This window comes from Oceanobacter sp. 3_MG-2023 (assembly GCF_030688925.1).
Lineage (GTDB): Bacteria > Pseudomonadota > Gammaproteobacteria > Pseudomonadales > Oceanobacteraceae > Oceanobacter.
The window spans coordinates 72544-86952 of sequence record NZ_JAUYVX010000015.1; the positions used below are offsets into that span (position 1 = coordinate 72544).

At 51.2% G+C, this 14409-nt stretch carries 13 protein-coding genes; 3 read left to right on the forward strand and 10 right to left on the reverse strand.

Going from position 1 to position 14409, the window contains the following annotated elements; all coding sequences use genetic code 11:
* Positions 1–13: 13 nt before the first annotated feature.
* The 6 genes from Q8W32_RS13950 to Q8W32_RS13975 form a co-directional block, all read right to left on the reverse strand.
* The gene (locus tag Q8W32_RS13950) at positions 14–535 is read right to left on the reverse strand and encodes a MotA/TolQ/ExbB proton channel family protein (RefSeq protein ID WP_303433428.1); all 522 of its coding nucleotides are present in this window, start codon (positions 533–535) and stop codon (positions 14–16) included.
* 4 nt (positions 536–539) lie between these two features.
* Entirely contained in the window at positions 540–1910 is a 1371-nt protein-coding gene (locus Q8W32_RS13955) for a MotA/TolQ/ExbB proton channel family protein (protein ID WP_303433430.1), read from the reverse strand.
* Positions 1910–2674, reverse strand: coding sequence for a DUF3450 domain-containing protein (locus Q8W32_RS13960; protein WP_303433432.1), 765 nt, complete (start codon positions 2672–2674; stop codon positions 1910–1912). The genes Q8W32_RS13955 and Q8W32_RS13960 overlap by 1 nt, the downstream gene beginning before the upstream one ends.
* 228 nt (positions 2675–2902) lie before the next feature.
* Positions 2903–4480, reverse strand: a complete 1578-nt coding sequence (locus tag Q8W32_RS13965) for a hypothetical protein (protein ID WP_303433434.1) — start codon at positions 4478–4480, stop codon at positions 2903–2905.
* Positions 4481–4578: 98 nt separating this feature from the next.
* Complete coding sequence (locus Q8W32_RS13970; protein WP_303433435.1) at positions 4579–7626, reverse strand: TonB-dependent receptor; 3048 nt, start codon at positions 7624–7626, stop codon at positions 4579–4581.
* A 315-nt stretch (positions 7627–7941) separates the two neighbouring features.
* A complete protein-coding gene (locus tag Q8W32_RS13975) occupies positions 7942–8994 on the reverse strand; it encodes a DUF2333 family protein (protein ID WP_368501383.1) in 1053 nt (350 codons plus the stop codon).
* Between the two features lie 124 nt (positions 8995–9118).
* Between Q8W32_RS13975 and tsaA the strand changes: the two genes are divergently transcribed.
* Entirely contained in the window at positions 9119–9931 is an 813-nt protein-coding gene (gene tsaA, locus Q8W32_RS13980) for a tRNA (N6-threonylcarbamoyladenosine(37)-N6)-methyltransferase TrmO (RefSeq protein WP_305415410.1), read from the forward strand.
* Positions 9932–10094: 163 nt separating this feature from the next.
* On the opposite strand, the gene Q8W32_RS13985 is transcribed toward tsaA, so the two are convergent.
* Positions 10095–10658 carry an alkylphosphonate utilization protein gene (locus tag Q8W32_RS13985; RefSeq protein ID WP_303433439.1) on the reverse strand — a complete coding sequence of 188 codons (564 nt, stop codon included), beginning with the start codon at positions 10656–10658 and terminating at the stop codon, positions 10095–10097.
* 134 nt (positions 10659–10792) lie between these two features.
* Between Q8W32_RS13985 and Q8W32_RS13990 the strand changes: the two genes are divergently transcribed.
* Together Q8W32_RS13990 and Q8W32_RS13995 are read left to right on the forward strand one after the other, a co-directional pair.
* The gene (locus tag Q8W32_RS13990) at positions 10793–12133 is read left to right on the forward strand and encodes an RsmB/NOP family class I SAM-dependent RNA methyltransferase (protein WP_303433441.1); all 1341 of its coding nucleotides are present in this window, start codon (positions 10793–10795) and stop codon (positions 12131–12133) included.
* 275 nt (positions 12134–12408) lie between these two features.
* Entirely contained in the window at positions 12409–12975 is a 567-nt protein-coding gene (locus Q8W32_RS13995) for a hypothetical protein (RefSeq protein WP_305415411.1), read from the forward strand.
* Between the two features lie 129 nt (positions 12976–13104).
* Here the strand turns inward: Q8W32_RS13995 and Q8W32_RS14000 are convergent, their stop codons facing one another.
* The 3 genes from Q8W32_RS14000 to Q8W32_RS14010 all read right to left on the reverse strand — a co-directional run bounded on the left by Q8W32_RS14000 (position 13105) and on the right by Q8W32_RS14010 (position 14264).
* Positions 13105–13236, reverse strand: a complete 132-nt coding sequence (locus Q8W32_RS14000; RefSeq protein ID WP_303433444.1) for a hypothetical protein — start codon at positions 13234–13236, stop codon at positions 13105–13107.
* A gap of 53 nt (positions 13237–13289) precedes the next feature.
* The gene (locus Q8W32_RS14005; protein ID WP_303433445.1) at positions 13290–13481 is read right to left on the reverse strand and encodes a hypothetical protein; all 192 of its coding nucleotides are present in this window, start codon (positions 13479–13481) and stop codon (positions 13290–13292) included.
* Positions 13482–13712: 231 nt separating this feature from the next.
* On the reverse strand, positions 13713–14264 hold the full coding sequence (locus Q8W32_RS14010; RefSeq protein ID WP_305415412.1) for a Spy/CpxP family protein refolding chaperone: 552 nt from the start codon (positions 14262–14264) through the stop codon (positions 13713–13715).
* Positions 14265–14409 lie beyond the last annotated feature (145 nt).

Consider the following 14409-nt stretch of genomic DNA (forward strand, 5'->3'; position numbering starts at 1 on the left):
ATCTTCTCTTGAATTAGTGATCGAAGGTCAGCTTGTCTTCAATGCGGATCTTTTCACGCTTGATATAGCGATCCAGCAAGGACTGAGCAAACACACCGGTAATAGCACCTACCATACCTGCCATGGTCGGAATCGTCGCTTTGGAGATACCGGATGCCATGGCCTTGGGACTGCCATTGCCCAGATACGCCATCACGTCAAATACCTCGATCATGCCACTGACAGTACCCAGCAACCCGAACAGCGGTGCAAGGCCGATCAACATTTTGATAGTGCTCATATTGGCAGAAAGTTCAAAAGACAGCTGACTGATCAGATCCTGGCGGATCTGGTGCGCTGCCCAGGAGCGACGTTCGTTGCGCCCTTCCCATTCGCTTATCGCCGACGTCAGCGACGTCCGATAAACAAACAGGAAGTAGCCAACACGCTCAAGAACCAACAACCACAGAATAAAAACCAGCCCACAGATGGCGTAGAGGACATCGCCTCCACGCTCCATGAACAGGTAAACGGGTTCGTACAGTTCACCCAACATGAGATTACGCCGCTTTAGCGTGTTGTTGTTCGGACTGGCGCGCCAGGATCCCTGTCGCCCGCTCTTCCAGAATCATCATCAACTCGCGACTGCGGTTGTTGGTGAGTGTGTGCAAGAACACACAAGGAATTGCAGCCACCAGACCCAGAACCGTCGTAACCAGTGCCTGGGAAATACCACCAGCCATCAGTTTCGGATCACCGGTACCAAACAGCGACATGGTTTCAAACACATCGATCATACCGGTCACCGTACCCAGCAGACCCAGCAGCGGTGCTACTACAGAGATAATCTTGATCCAGCCAATAGCACGGGTCAGCTTCGGTATTTCAGCCGAAATGGCCTCACCCAGGTGCAATTCCAGTGTTTCGATATCGGCATCTTTATTGGCCTGGAAAACCGCCATCACGCGACCCAGAGCGTTATTATCACTCGGGGTTTCAGTAGCCATTTGCTTGCGGATACGACCGCTTTCAAGCATCAACACCAGCATCCGCCAAATCGCCAGCAGGATACCAATGCCACCCAGTGCAATAATGATGTAACCCACAACACCACCCTGGTCGACACGATCGCCCAGTTCTGGTGATTGGCCCATGATTTTCAGCAATTGGCCACGTGACGGGTCAATCCAGAAGCTGGTCAGGTCGGTACCTGAAGCAGCAGCCAGTTCGGTAGCCGGGTCGGTGTAACGTCCACCAGGTTGCTTGTCCAATTCGACCAGACGACCGGCTTCCAGATCCCAGTTCAGGTATTTGCCACCGGACACAACGTTGAACCCACCCACACGGATAACGTCTTTCTGTACCGTTTCACCACTGGGGATAACAACATCTGCGTTGTATTTGGCAACACGACCGCTATAAGTCATTTCACGCTGCATCTCGAACCACAGCTGTTCCAGCTGTTCGATGGATGGCAGCTTGGAAGATGAACCGGCAGTAATGATCAGGTCTTTCAGGAAAGCATCACGGCCTGGCAGCTCAGAGCTGATAACCGATCCTTCAAAAATCGACTTGGTATCACCCGCCACTTGCTGCAGTACACCAAACAATTCTTTCAACGAACCCATGCGGTTGGTCAGACGCTCTTGTGCTTCTGCCACCGTGGTTTCGTTGGTCTGAAATTTGTTTTCCTTGGTTTCGCTGTCTTTCAGCAGGTTGTTACGTTCTTTACGGGCATCGGCCAGCATTTTTTCCTGGGTAGCCTTGTCGGAATTAAAACGCTTGAGGCGTTGTTGAAATTCCTGATTGTCCCGGGCCTGTCCCTGCTTCACCAGATTCAACAGGGAATCAACAGAAACGGCTTCAGCAGCCACTGCGGTGTTGATACCCAAAGCCAGCGTAGCTGACAGTAATAGTGCCTTGAATTTCATTATTTGGCCTCCTGAGCTGCTGCAACAGGTACTTTGATCAGGCTGGGAGCCGCTTGCTCACGTGCAATACGGATACCTGCCATCAGCTTGCTTTTCATCGATGGGTCCAGTGTTTCCCAGGCTTTTGCGGCGCTGTTCCAGACGCCCAGAACGTTGCCATCCAGAGACTGATACATCAGGGAAATACGACCAACCCGCAAGAAGTCCACTTCACGGCCTTCCAGGGTGCCCCGGAACGATTCGATGGTACGGCCATAATCGATTTCAGCCTGGTAGGCTTCCATCACCTTGCGGTATTTTTCTGCCACGGTGACGTCGGAACGTCCCATCAAGGCTTTCAGCGCGTTGACACGCCCAGTGCGTTCTTCAAGCAGAAACGGTACATCGGCTTGTACAAACTGATCAATCGAATCAATCATACGTAGCATCAAAGGTGTTACCTGACGCTCAACCAGTGTGACCTGTTCAATGCTTTCTTCAATACCAGCCAGCTCTTCTTCCTGAGCGGCAAGCTGCTTGTCGAGTTGCTCGATGTATACTTTCAGACCATCGGATTCCTTGACGACACCACGATATTCACGCTCTGCCGCACGAATGCTGCTATCGATGGAATCGATTTTTTGCTGAGACGCCTGCGCGTTACTGACGCGGTTGACACCCTTGTCGATCGCCGTGTTGACATCAGCGGCCGTAGCGCCAAACACAACACCGGCGCTGAGTATGGCTGCGGCCAGAATATTTCGAGTTCGCAGTTGCATTGGCATATGTATTACCCGTATAGACTCCGTGATGCCTGTTATAAAAACAGACTCCCCAATTTGAGTGCGCAGACTACTCAAGCAACATGACACTTCTGTTACATTGCTTGCGCGCCGCGCTCTATCTTGTGTTGATGCTAATTATGACGGTGATAGATGACAATAACGTGAGCAACACCAACAAAAACGGCGCCCGAAGGCGCCGTTTGGATTTGTCTGTTTCAGACAGTCAAATCAGTCTGCAGTGCCATCTACTTCAGCAGAAGCGATCGTAGCCGATACAGCGCCGATAGCTGTTTCAGCCAGCATGTCGTTCAGTGTTACTGAAGACAGGGTAACCAGGCTATCCAGAGTGAAGGTGCCATTGTTTTCCAGCGTGTTGACCGTACCACAGTGGATGTTCTGGAATGCAGAATCAATCACACCACTGTTTTCACCGGCTACAGTAGTTTCAACCGTGCTATCGTTCAGGTATACACAGTTAGCAACATCACCTACCAGCAAGCTGTTGAAGAAACGACCTTCAGAACCGGCTTTCAGATGGATACCGCTACCGATATTACCAGCACCGTAAGTGGCAGTGCTCAGGTCTACAATCGCAGTAACGTTAGCCACAGTAGGGTTCGATTCCTGATACAGAGACTCATCAGCATCACCAGCAGTATCCAGTTCGAAAACATGGTTACCATTGCTGTCCTGGTTCTGGTATTTGACGACCAGAGCGTGCTGGATATTACCAACGTAACCTTCATCCCAGTCGATATCATCATCCTGGTTGCCTGTCAGCACCAGGTAAGTGGCATCTACAGCACCACCGAAGAATTCAACACCGTCATCCTTATTACCATGAACCTGTACATGGCTCACAGTTGTGTTGTAACCGACAGCCATGAAACCGATACCGTTCAGTTCATCACCGTTAGCGATTTCCAGACCTGCTTCAGTAACGATCACATATTCCAGAGCACCAGAGCTGTCAGAGTTGTCGAAACCACCGAAGTACCCAGCGGCACCTTCACCGGAAACGTTACACACGCTTTCAGTTTCTGGGTTGCCACATTTGTTGTTGTAAGCGTAACCCTGCAGAACCAGACCACCCCATTCAGTGTCGCCACCGAAATCAGTCGTTGTTTCAATACCAGACATAACGATTGGCTGAGCAGCGGTACCCACAGCGTTGATCGTTGAACCACGAGTAACAACCATGGAAGAACCGGCTTGGTTCATGAACACAGTACCGGCCTGGATAGTCAGGTCAGTATCTGCAAATGTAGTATCAACAGTTTGCAGACCATTACCGTTACCTACGTTCACACGATCAACCATCGACCAGACGACTGTGTTGGTCAGTTCAGCATCGGCAGTGAAAGTACCTTCTATGGTACAAACAGGGAAAGTCTGACCATCAACGACAACAGTTCCATCCTGTTCGATCGTCAGCGCTGAGTTACCGTCCAGAGCAGGACATGAAGAAGCGGCGGTGATGCCATCCATGCTTGGAGCAAAGGTAACATCAGCAGAGAAAGTGCCTGCAGCGCTTGAAGAAGTATCGATGTTTGTAGCAGCAGCCGGGTAAGAACCAGCCATGGCGAAACCGTACCACTCTTCAGATGCAGAAGGATCTACCGCACCGACGTAGGTAGTCTGGTCAAAAGAAAATGATGGGTTGGCGCTGGTGTTGTAGCTGATTTCATCAGAACCAGTATCATCATTGTCGTTATCGTTGTCATTGTCGCTGTCACTGCTACCACAAGCGGCCAAAGAAGCTGCGGCAACAGCGATGGACAACATTTTCAGGAGATCTTTGCTCATCATTTGTTCCTTTTATTCCAAATATTCCAACAGGGTTCGGATGCTGCCCACTCTAGGGGCAGCAGATGACTGTTTTGTTACGATTTCTTAAATTTTATTTAAAACTGATAAGAGAGAGAGACTTTTATCTCACGTCCAGGTTTATAACGTTTGGTCAGGCTTCCACCTTCACCCTGGGTTTCCTTTACCTCGGAATCTGTCAGGTTTTTAAGTGCCACTTTCAGATCCAGTTCATCCATGATAATCGGTTGTTTGAAGTTCATATCCAGAACCATACGAGCTTCACGATATTCGTTATCCAGCAAATCATCCGGATTAACGGCACTCAGAGTTTTACCGGTATAGTTCATGACCAAGGTATATTCACGGCCGGACTCATATTCATCCAAAGCGATCTGGAGGTTACCCAAAAGGTCCGGCTGGCCTTGCATACGGCGCCTTTCGTCCAGGTTTCCTGAGTCGGTAAAGGTTTCAATTTCCGTATCAAAATAGGCCACGTTACCAGACAGCCGGAGGTTCAGATCCTGCATTTCGATATCTTTTGAAGCAGACAGCTCGACACCTTGAGCATAGGCATCTCCGTTATTATCAAAGGAGTACAATACTTCGTTGGTACTACCAGAGATAATGCTGGAAGTCCGTTCAATAGCATCTTCGAAATCCTTACGGAATATCGCAACGTTTACACTTTCAGCATCAGAGAAATAATATTCATAACGCAAATCCAAGCTGGTAATACTGGATTCTGTCAGACTCTCGTTACCCACATAGCGATCACCGGATACCGAATCCGTAAACTGCGCCGGAGCAACCTCACGGAAGTCAGGACGGTTGACCGATGTACTGTAAGCAAAACGTACTTGTGAATCTTCGGTCACAAAATAGGTAGCGTTCAGGCTCGGATAAACATCGTTGGTTTCAATTTCTGCCGTTGTCGGGCTGCTGCCAGATGTCTCCACTTCCATCTTGCTGTTCTCAAGACGAGCACCCGCTTCGATAGTAAAGTTGTCGTAGTACTCCAGACGCGGCATCAGATAAAAGGCCGAATAATCCCAGCTGCCGGTATAAGAGGCATTGTCATCCGAATTATTACGAACACTCAGATAACCGTCTTCAAAGTTCTGCTGATTGATCACGTCAACGATATCAGTCGCACTGCTGAGTTCAGCAGTCAGGTTGTCGGCATCGTATTGGAATGAATAGGACTCAACGTCACGCTCACGGCTCATGATGCTGACACCGGCCAGAATCTTGAGCTGATATTCATCGTCATCCAGAGCTGCGATCTGACCATCCAGAGTAAAGTTGACGGAGTCATCGTTGAGATCCGTCCACTCCCGTGTTGGCTTGGAGGAGAAATCGATTTCCGCGCTGTCGCTGTAGTCTTCGGCCAGAGGATTAAAAGTCGAATCAATAGCAATGGAAGAGTTTTCATCAATCAAGGTGTATGAGCGGCTGTCCGGCACATACAGGGAAGCCTTGGCGTATGTCAGCCCCCAATCCAGCTGCGCACTGTAAAAGTCATCAAAATAATGCTGACCCGTGAACTGCTGGGTAAAGAACTCACGTTCCTGCCAGGTATATTCACGTTGAATGGTAAATTGACGGTATTCGCCACGAGCACCTTTTTCTTCCACATTGTCGGCTTGGGTCTGACGCAGCAGCAAGGTATTGGAATTCAGCGTGTAGTTGTCCGACTCAAGAGCCAAGGTCCCGCCAAAACTCAGGTCAATCAGATTCACCGCACGGTAACGAATGTACTCATCCGCTTCTCTGTAGGAGTTGGCATCAATGGCAGAATAGTTGGCGCGATCTTCTTCGGTGTAATCCCATTCATTGGAATAACGACCGGTTACCTTATAGGACAGACTACCCAGATCGTAATCACCAATCAGATCCCCCACACTTCCCTCAATGCTGACATCAGGGGACATGGTTGTGTCTTCGGTTTCCCACTGGGAAACGTCCAGCAACTGGGCGCCATCGGAACCAGTGATATCACCGCTGGAGCTTTTGGCGGAGCCAGACAGGTCACGATCTGAACTGCCAAAGCCCAATACTTCCATACCAGAGGTTTTCTGTGCATTCACTGACTCGCCAGTCGTACCATCATGGTAGCCCATAGAGACAGACAACTTGCCTTCAAACTCCTCCGGCGTATCTCCTGTCAGGACATCAATAGTTGCTCCGGCCGCATCACTCGGGCGATTGGCAATCAATGTTTTTTCAACATTGACGGAAGAAATAACACCGGATGGAAACAAATCCAAAGGCACAACACGACGCGTAGGGTCCGGGCTGGGCACCATGGCACCGTTAAACAGTACAGAGGTGTAACGTTCATTCAGACCACGAACAACCGCATACTTGCCATCCGCGACAGAAACCCCGGTTACACGCTTCAAAGCCGATGCCGCATCGGAATCACCAAAACGGGAGAATTGCTCCGAACCAATAGCATCCAGCACCGCTGATGAATCACGCTGTTGCGCAGTCGCGGTTGAAGGAATGTAGGAACCAACAGCCACGACTTCTTCGATCACGCCGTTGCCCGACATACCCAGCGTCAGGTTAACGCCGGTGTTCACATTGGCCATCACTCGTACGTCACTGACGTCACGCTGGCCATAGTTCGGGTGAGCAATCGATACATCGTAGCTGCCCCGTGGTAATTCAAAGCTGAAGTAACCATCTTCATCAGTCACTACCGCCATATCTGTTCCGGACAACGAGATGCTGGCACCCGCCACAGCACCACCGGTTTCTTCTGATTCCAGATAACCTGAAATCTGCCCTAACGCCGGTACTTCTTCTTGTCCTGGCGTGTAAACAAAGACGTCTTCCAGCGCTTCACCACCCAGAACATCTATCTGGATTTCGGCATTTTGATCAACACTCTCGGTACTGAACTCAAACTCACCGAGCCATTCGCCATACTTGGACAGTTCGACACTGTGAGTACCGCTGTTGATATCAAAACTGACAAAACCGGTTTTACCGATCAATTGCTTTTGTCCATCAACACTGACTGCTACATCACGGATGGATGCACCGTCTTCGGTGATATAAAACACGGCTTCACCAGCCATCACTTGAGAAATGAATAGCGTTGACGCTGCGGTAAGCAACACTCGAGTCGGTTTCATTGAGCCCCCTGAAGGATTTTAAGATATTAAGTTCGGGGGAGGTCTGATCTGCCGACAACGAACGCCAACAACCGATTAAGGTTGCAACATTGTTTCGGTGATAAACGGCAAGCAAACAAGCACCCGCACCCTATTTTCAGGCTGCAGTATGTTTCTGTAATATTTCAAAAAGGTTGCTTGAATATGACACTTGTGTGACAGGCACATTGGCAGGCGGAAGCCGGGGGGTAAACGGAGAGGATAAAACGATAAGCAAACATAAAGCAAAACAGCCAGACCCGGACAGGTCTGACTGCTTGTCAGCTCACAGAACCATCAGCCCTGGGACAGCAGCTCCCGCAAGTCGGCAATCGCCGCATTGGCCCGAGAGATATAAGATGCCATCACCAGTGAGTGGTTGGCAAACAAACCAAAACCGCTGCCATTCAGAATCACTGGAGACCAGATGGGTTCTTGCGTACCTTCCAGCTCACGAATGATTTGACGCAGGCTCACCAGCGCATTTTTCTTTTCCAGTACGTCGTTAAAATCCACTTCGATCGCCCGTAATAAATGAGACAAGGCCCAAGCCGTTCCACGGGTTTCATAAAAGACGTCGTCAATCTTATGCCACGGGGTTTTTACTTCCTGATCGTAGTCGTTCGGGGTTGCCTGGCGGGCCGCCGTATCACCGGCCAAATCAGTATTCAGGCGACGTTTGCCAACCGATGCACTGAGGCGCTGCGACAAACTGCCGAGACGGGTCTCAACGTCCATCAGCCATTGCCGGAGATTGTCAGAGCGGGCATAAAACTGGGCCGTTTGTTCGTTCGGGTCAGACAAACGCTGCAAGTAAGCTTCCAGCGCTTTCAGACCACGGCCGTATTCTGACTCGGTAGACGGTACTGCCCAGCTGTCACTGTCGAAATTCAGTTGTGGTTCCGCGATGGCCAGATCCTTGTCTTCGGTCGACTGGCTCTGGGAGCGGCTGAAATCCTTGCGGAGCGCCCGGGAAAAATCCCGTACCTGCACCAACACACCAAATTCCCAGTTGGGAATATTATCGAGCCAGAGACCCGGAGGAAAAATGTCGTTACTCAAATACCCACCCGACTTGTGCAACAGGGTGTCGGTAATGGTGATCAGGGTACTGGTAGTGGTGAAGCCGATCACCGGTGTCACGCCCATGGCTTCGGCACGGGTATTGGCGGATTCCCTGACGGCAAAGGCATCGGGTTCATTACTCCAGATAAACCCCAGCACCACGGACAACAACAAACAGACCGCCAACAATACCAATATACCGGTACGCCAGGCACCACCATCCGACCACCAATTTTGCAGACGTGCTGTCAGAGACGAAACGCCTGGTTCTGCTTGCTCACTCATTCAACCGTATCCTGTATTCAGTCCAACATCAGCTCTCTGAAAGCGGAGAGCGCTATGGCCAATTTAACCATGTTCCCCCGCGACTTCACATGCTCATTGTCATGGGCCTGCAAGGATAACAACCATGACAATCACTGCAACGCAACAAGCCACCCGATATACTGATATTTTGCTCCGCAAGGGGCCGCTGCAGCCGAGACATCACAGCACCATGTATTCTTTATCACCCGTTGCCATTGCCCATACGCCATTCCGTGAAAAATTTGCCATCCCGAGGCAGCCCATGCTGGCACCAGCTGCCCGGGGAGAAATCACCCTGCTGCCACCATTTGATGATCCGCTGGCATTCGATGGCCTTGAGCAGGTCAGTCATGTCTGGCTGATCTTCCTGTTCCACCAGGCCATGGCAGCACCGGGCAGTACACCTCGAATGCGGGTTCGTCCACCGCGTCTGGGCGGCAACAGCAAACTCGGCGTATTTGCGACCCGCAGCAGCCATCGCCCCAATGCCATTGGTCAATCCCTGGTCAAAATCGAGCAGATCAACGCCACAACCCTGACCGTCAGCGGAGTCGACTTGCTGGATCAGACTCCCATTATCGACATCAAACCCTATGTCCCCTATGCCGATCATATCGATCAGGCCTGGAATCATATTGCCGCCGATGCCCCTGAACCCATTCAGGTGCACTGGGACACCGATGCCCTGGCAACGGCCCAACAACTGCAGCAACACAGCGGCAACCCCCTGGTCGATCTGATTGAACAATGCCTCAGCCAAGACCCCAAACCGGCGTATCAGCAACCAGCGCCTGAGCGTCAATACGGCACTCGGCTATGGGATATAGAAGTGGGCTGGTATTACCCGACAAGTGGCTGTATTTGTATTAACCGAATTCAGCCTGTGATTAAGCTGAATACGCCGGCAGGAAAATGATTCAATCAGTGACGGGGCTGCCCAGCAGCAAACAGAAGAGATAATACGCAGAGACTATAAGAGACTATTAAAGGATAAAGGAACGAACATAACACACCGACGAGGCCCAGCCCCGTCGGTGATTTGCTTTTGGCCCACAGGGCGCAAACATTGGGGTGGGGTATCAGGATTTTTTGCAGTAAGCCGCAATAATCACAATCCGCTGGCCATTTACACGACCTTCAATGTGCTTGGGATTATCGCTTAACGAAATCCCTCGTACCGCGGTGCCGCGTTTCGCCGTCATACTGGTACCTTTGACATCCAGATCCTTGATCAGTGTCACGTTGTCGCCGGCCGCCAGGGCCACACCATTCACATCCAGGGTTGGCTCCTCATCCTCAGCGGCTGCTCCGGCTTCGGCCCACTTGCGGGTATCGTCTTCCAGATACAGCATGTCCATCAGATCCTGGGCCCAGGTCTCAGTGCTCAAGCGCTTCAGCATGCGGTAAGCCATCACCTGAACCACCGGCACCTGACTCCACATGCTGTCGTTCAGGCAACGCCAGTGATTCTGATCCAGTTCGGCCCCTTCAATTTGCGCCAGACAGTGAGGACACAACAGAATATGGTTATCCGACGACGCCAGCTCTTGCGGCGGCACTGCCCACGGCGACAGATCATCTGTCGCACCGCATAATTCACAGCTGTGGTTGCTACGTTCCAGCAAAGTATGCTCAATGCTCATCGGATTACCCCTTCAGAAAAAGCGGGCATTATGCCTTATGAAAACGGGATTACCAGCGAACACACAAAACAGCACAACGATCACCGTATATTCGGGTAAACTGGGCACTGATTTTTTACAGCTGTGAACGCCGAATGACCCACCAGGATACTTTTCTGATTACCTACTCCGACCTGCTGACCGTTTGGCAGGACTGGCTGGATACCATCCCTCACCCGCCGCTTGACCGCTGGCTGAAGCAACGCGCCAAATACCAGAAGCGTTATCACGGTGGTTACCGCATGGCGATCGACAACGCCATGATGGACGCCATGCGTTATCGCCAACTGGCCGACGCGCTGGAACATAGCTTCCAGGACCCGGGGTTCGACGACTGGGTCGGATGGGATCAATCCTGGTCGCCGAATGACACCACCGAGGCCGACCCGCAACATTTCTGGTACTGGCTGCAGTTACGCAATGAAGCCGACTGGCGTCTGCCGGAAATCGCCCAGCAAAAGGCCCGCCGCGAGCATTTTGCCGAATTCAGCCAACGGGTGGCGCAGTCTGCAGACAACGCCCTGTTTCTGTTATGGCATGGTCTGCGTCCAGGCTGGGAGCCGGCGCTCAAACGTCGGGCCGAAAAATCCGGCTGGAGCGACGACACCCTGCAGCACTGGATTGAACAACAAACCCGCCGACCACCACTGTGGTTGCGTCAGGTCGCCAGTAAAACCAGTGCCGATGATGAATCACTCGAACGGGCACTGAAACGTGATGGCGTCATCGTCCGTCAGTACCCTGTCAGCCTGGATGGCCAGACCCATACCGTTCACGCTGCCGAAGGCGGCAATGACGTCACCCGCAGTGATGCCTTCAAAGCTGGCAGAGTTGAAATCCAGGATGCTGCCAGCCAGTTGATCTGTGAGCTGGTTGATGTCCAGCCAGGACAGAAAATCTGGGATGCCTGTGCCGGAGCCGGTGGCAAAACCCTGACACTGGCTTCTGCGCTGGGTAAAAAAGGCGCGGTGATTGCCACGGATTTGCACCAGTACAAGCTCGATGAATTAAAAAAACGCGCCAAACGCGCCGCCATCGCCAATATCCGCAACTTTGTCTGGGATGGCGAAGCACCGCTGCGCCTGCCCATCGAGATTGCCCGCCAACAAGGCTTTGACCGTATTCTGGTTGACGCTCCCTGTACCAATGCCGGTACCTGGCGCCGCAATCCGGACGCGCGCTGGCGTCTGACGCCAGACAACACCAAAGAACTGCATCTATTACAGTTCAACCTGCTCGACCGTGCCGCCAAAGCACTGCGTGCCAGCGGCCGCTTGATCTACGCCACTTGCAGCTGGCAAGTGGAAGAAAACGAAAGCGTCTGTCATCGTTTTCTCGAAGCCAATCCGGACTTTGTGTTGGTCAAACAGACACTGCTGGGTGCTCCTGACATCGATAGCGATACCATGTTTTGCGCGGTTTTCAGCAAAGCCTGATATCCCTGACAGTGACGGGCCACTGGCCCGTCACTGTCAATCAACACGTCCTCGCAGCAACTCAAACCCTCCTGCTCCACCGCTTGCCAGCACGGTATCACATACTCTGCAGCTGCCATGCCTGGCAACAGCGCCTCACCACCATTAATACCTGATCGACATCCAATCCAGTACCCAAGCAGCATGGTAATCCCCTGACTGCCCGATACACTGCCCAGACTGTTCATATATCGCACAATAATAACAACGCAAGCGACGCCCCTGCAGGAGGTTGTATGTTGCAACAAGCCAGAGCATTTATTTTGATGAGTTTCCTCATCATCACGACGGTTTATATCCCCGGAGCTTACGCAAACGCTCTGGATGGTGAAAAAACCATTTTCCTGATCGATAAAAAAGGCAATGCCATCGATATTGGTCGGGTGACGTTTGATACCAGCGGCACACAGATCAGCTATCAGCTGCAGCGGCACCATGACAAGTTCAAGGACTTTTTCCTCTCCATGAAAGAGATGAAATGCCTCGAAGGGCCAGAACTGATGTGCCATCTGTCGTACCCCTACACCCAGCCCCATACCCTGACCCCGGACAACCTTGTCTGGCTCTCCCACGACCTGCTGTTTATGTATAAACAGCCAGCGGAGTTTGGTGCCAACTTCTGGAACGGTATTTATTACGACTTGCGGATTGAAGACGGAATCATCAAGGGAACAGCACAAGCCGTGGATTTGAACCTGCTGGCTTCTCCCCCGGACAACCTCGATATTCCGCCCATCAGCGCAGCAGAACGTGATGAAACAGACCCCAAATCACGCTGGCTGCCTTATCTTGAGATTCGCTAGCGAGGGCGCTAATGGATTGCTTTCCCCCAAAACGCAGAACCCCGCACAAGGCGGGGTTCTGTCACCGCCAGACTGGCAGTGTCGCGGTCACGTTCATGGCAGGCTAAACGGCCATGACGATCACGGATATCAAGCGGCTTTTTTCAGCTGCTTTTTCAGTTGCTTCAGTTTGCCTTCATGCTTGGCAACTTTGGCTTTGCGTGCCTTGATCGCTTTCTTCAGGCTAACGACTTTTTTGGATACGTTGGTTTTCTTGCTCATACTTATCGCTCCTGTCAGTACTACTGACTGATATTGTTACGCGTGAATTATCTTCAATCGTGGGTGTTTTCTCGTACAAACGTACGAATAAACCGGCGGATCTCTCGGGCTGCACTGGTATCCAGCTCTTCGCAAAGACTGATGAATTCATCCCGCTCTGCGCTGCTGATACGAATAAGCAGTTGGGCATCTTTCTTACTTGCCTTACGCCTGGCAGGCTTGTTATCCGTTTCATCTACAGCCATGGAAATCCCCTCACGTCCAAAGATAGCAATAGTATATACAAAATATATCTTTTAGATATGCTTTTATTGGTACTGACATACACAACCATCACAGTGGCTTGAAAAGCCCAAACTGCCGATCTGGATTGATAGAGGGGTGATACAGAAGGATGTATTGCAGATGTGGTACGAAGCAAACAAGCTCCACGCGCAGGCGTGGAGCCAAATCAGAAAAGCCCAGAGACTAAGCCATTAGCCGCGAGCACCATGATGACGCTCTTCCTTCAATTGCTGACGCTGTTCAGTAGTCAACAAAGACACCATGCTGGTTTTGGCCTGAACACCAATCATGAACATTTCCTGGTACAGCTCAGCCAGCTCTTCGTAGGCTTTGTTGATGGCTTTTGCATCAAACTTATCGGCCTCGCGCAAATCACGAATCTTGTTGTGCGCATCCATCATTTTACCAGTCACAGCCCAACGATCTTTCTGCATGCTATCGCGGATATCCCGAATATCGTCACGTTGCTTATCCGTCAAGTCGAGGCCACGAAACGCCAATTTGTACCGTCCGTCCATGCGTTCCATGCCCTGGCCCATACCCATACCCATACCGTCTTGATCGCGACGATGCATTCCAAAACCACCACTTCTTTCGTCAACGCAAGCCTGGCCATCCTTCATGCCCTTGGCTTTATCTGGTCGGTCATCAGCCGCTATCGCCATGATCGATGTGGTGCCCAGCAAAATAGCCAGCATGCCACCAGCAACTGCTTTACGAGAGTTCGTTAAAATATGTGTCATGATTATCTCCTGTCGATTCCTTGCTCCTGTTGGAGCTCATGGCTGAATGATTCAAATCATCAGCGTTGTACCGAGTATAGGAAATAATCAGCTGTTAAAAATGACACCAGGACAGGTATTGCACAGCTTTGCACCGTTACACAGT

Excerpts from the sequence above, each read along its gene's own strand:
- Q8W32_RS14000 (WP_303433444.1), bottom strand. The coding sequence starts at position 13,236 with ATGAGCAAGAAAACCAACGTATCCAAAAAAGTCGTTAGCCTGAAGAAA.
- Q8W32_RS13975 (WP_368501383.1), bottom strand. The coding sequence starts at position 8,994 with ATGAGTGAGCAAGCAGAACCAGGCGTTTCGTCTCTGACAGCACGTCTG.
- tsaA (WP_305415410.1), top strand. The coding sequence starts at position 9,119 with ATGACAATCACTGCAACGCAACAAGCCACCCGATATACTGATATTTTG.
- Q8W32_RS14005 (WP_303433445.1), bottom strand. The coding sequence starts at position 13,481 with ATGGCTGTAGATGAAACGGATAACAAGCCTGCCAGGCGTAAGGCAAGT.
- Q8W32_RS13970 (WP_303433435.1), bottom strand. The coding sequence starts at position 7,626 with ATGAAACCGACTCGAGTGTTGCTTACCGCAGCGTCAACGCTATTCATT.
- Q8W32_RS14010 (WP_305415412.1), bottom strand. The coding sequence starts at position 14,264 with ATGACACATATTTTAACGAACTCTCGTAAAGCAGTTGCTGGTGGCATG.
- Q8W32_RS13985 (WP_303433439.1), bottom strand. The coding sequence starts at position 10,658 with ATGAGCATTGAGCATACTTTGCTGGAACGTAGCAACCACAGCTGTGAA.
- Q8W32_RS13990 (WP_303433441.1), top strand. The coding sequence starts at position 10,793 with ATGACCCACCAGGATACTTTTCTGATTACCTACTCCGACCTGCTGACC.
- Q8W32_RS13995 (WP_305415411.1), top strand. The coding sequence starts at position 12,409 with ATGTTGCAACAAGCCAGAGCATTTATTTTGATGAGTTTCCTCATCATC.
- Q8W32_RS13955 (WP_303433430.1), bottom strand. The coding sequence starts at position 1,910 with ATGAAATTCAAGGCACTATTACTGTCAGCTACGCTGGCTTTGGGTATC.
- Q8W32_RS13965 (WP_303433434.1), bottom strand. The coding sequence starts at position 4,480 with ATGAGCAAAGATCTCCTGAAAATGTTGTCCATCGCTGTTGCCGCAGCT.
- Q8W32_RS13950 (WP_303433428.1), bottom strand. The coding sequence starts at position 535 with ATGTTGGGTGAACTGTACGAACCCGTTTACCTGTTCATGGAGCGTGGA.
- Q8W32_RS13960 (WP_303433432.1), bottom strand. The coding sequence starts at position 2,674 with ATGCCAATGCAACTGCGAACTCGAAATATTCTGGCCGCAGCCATACTC.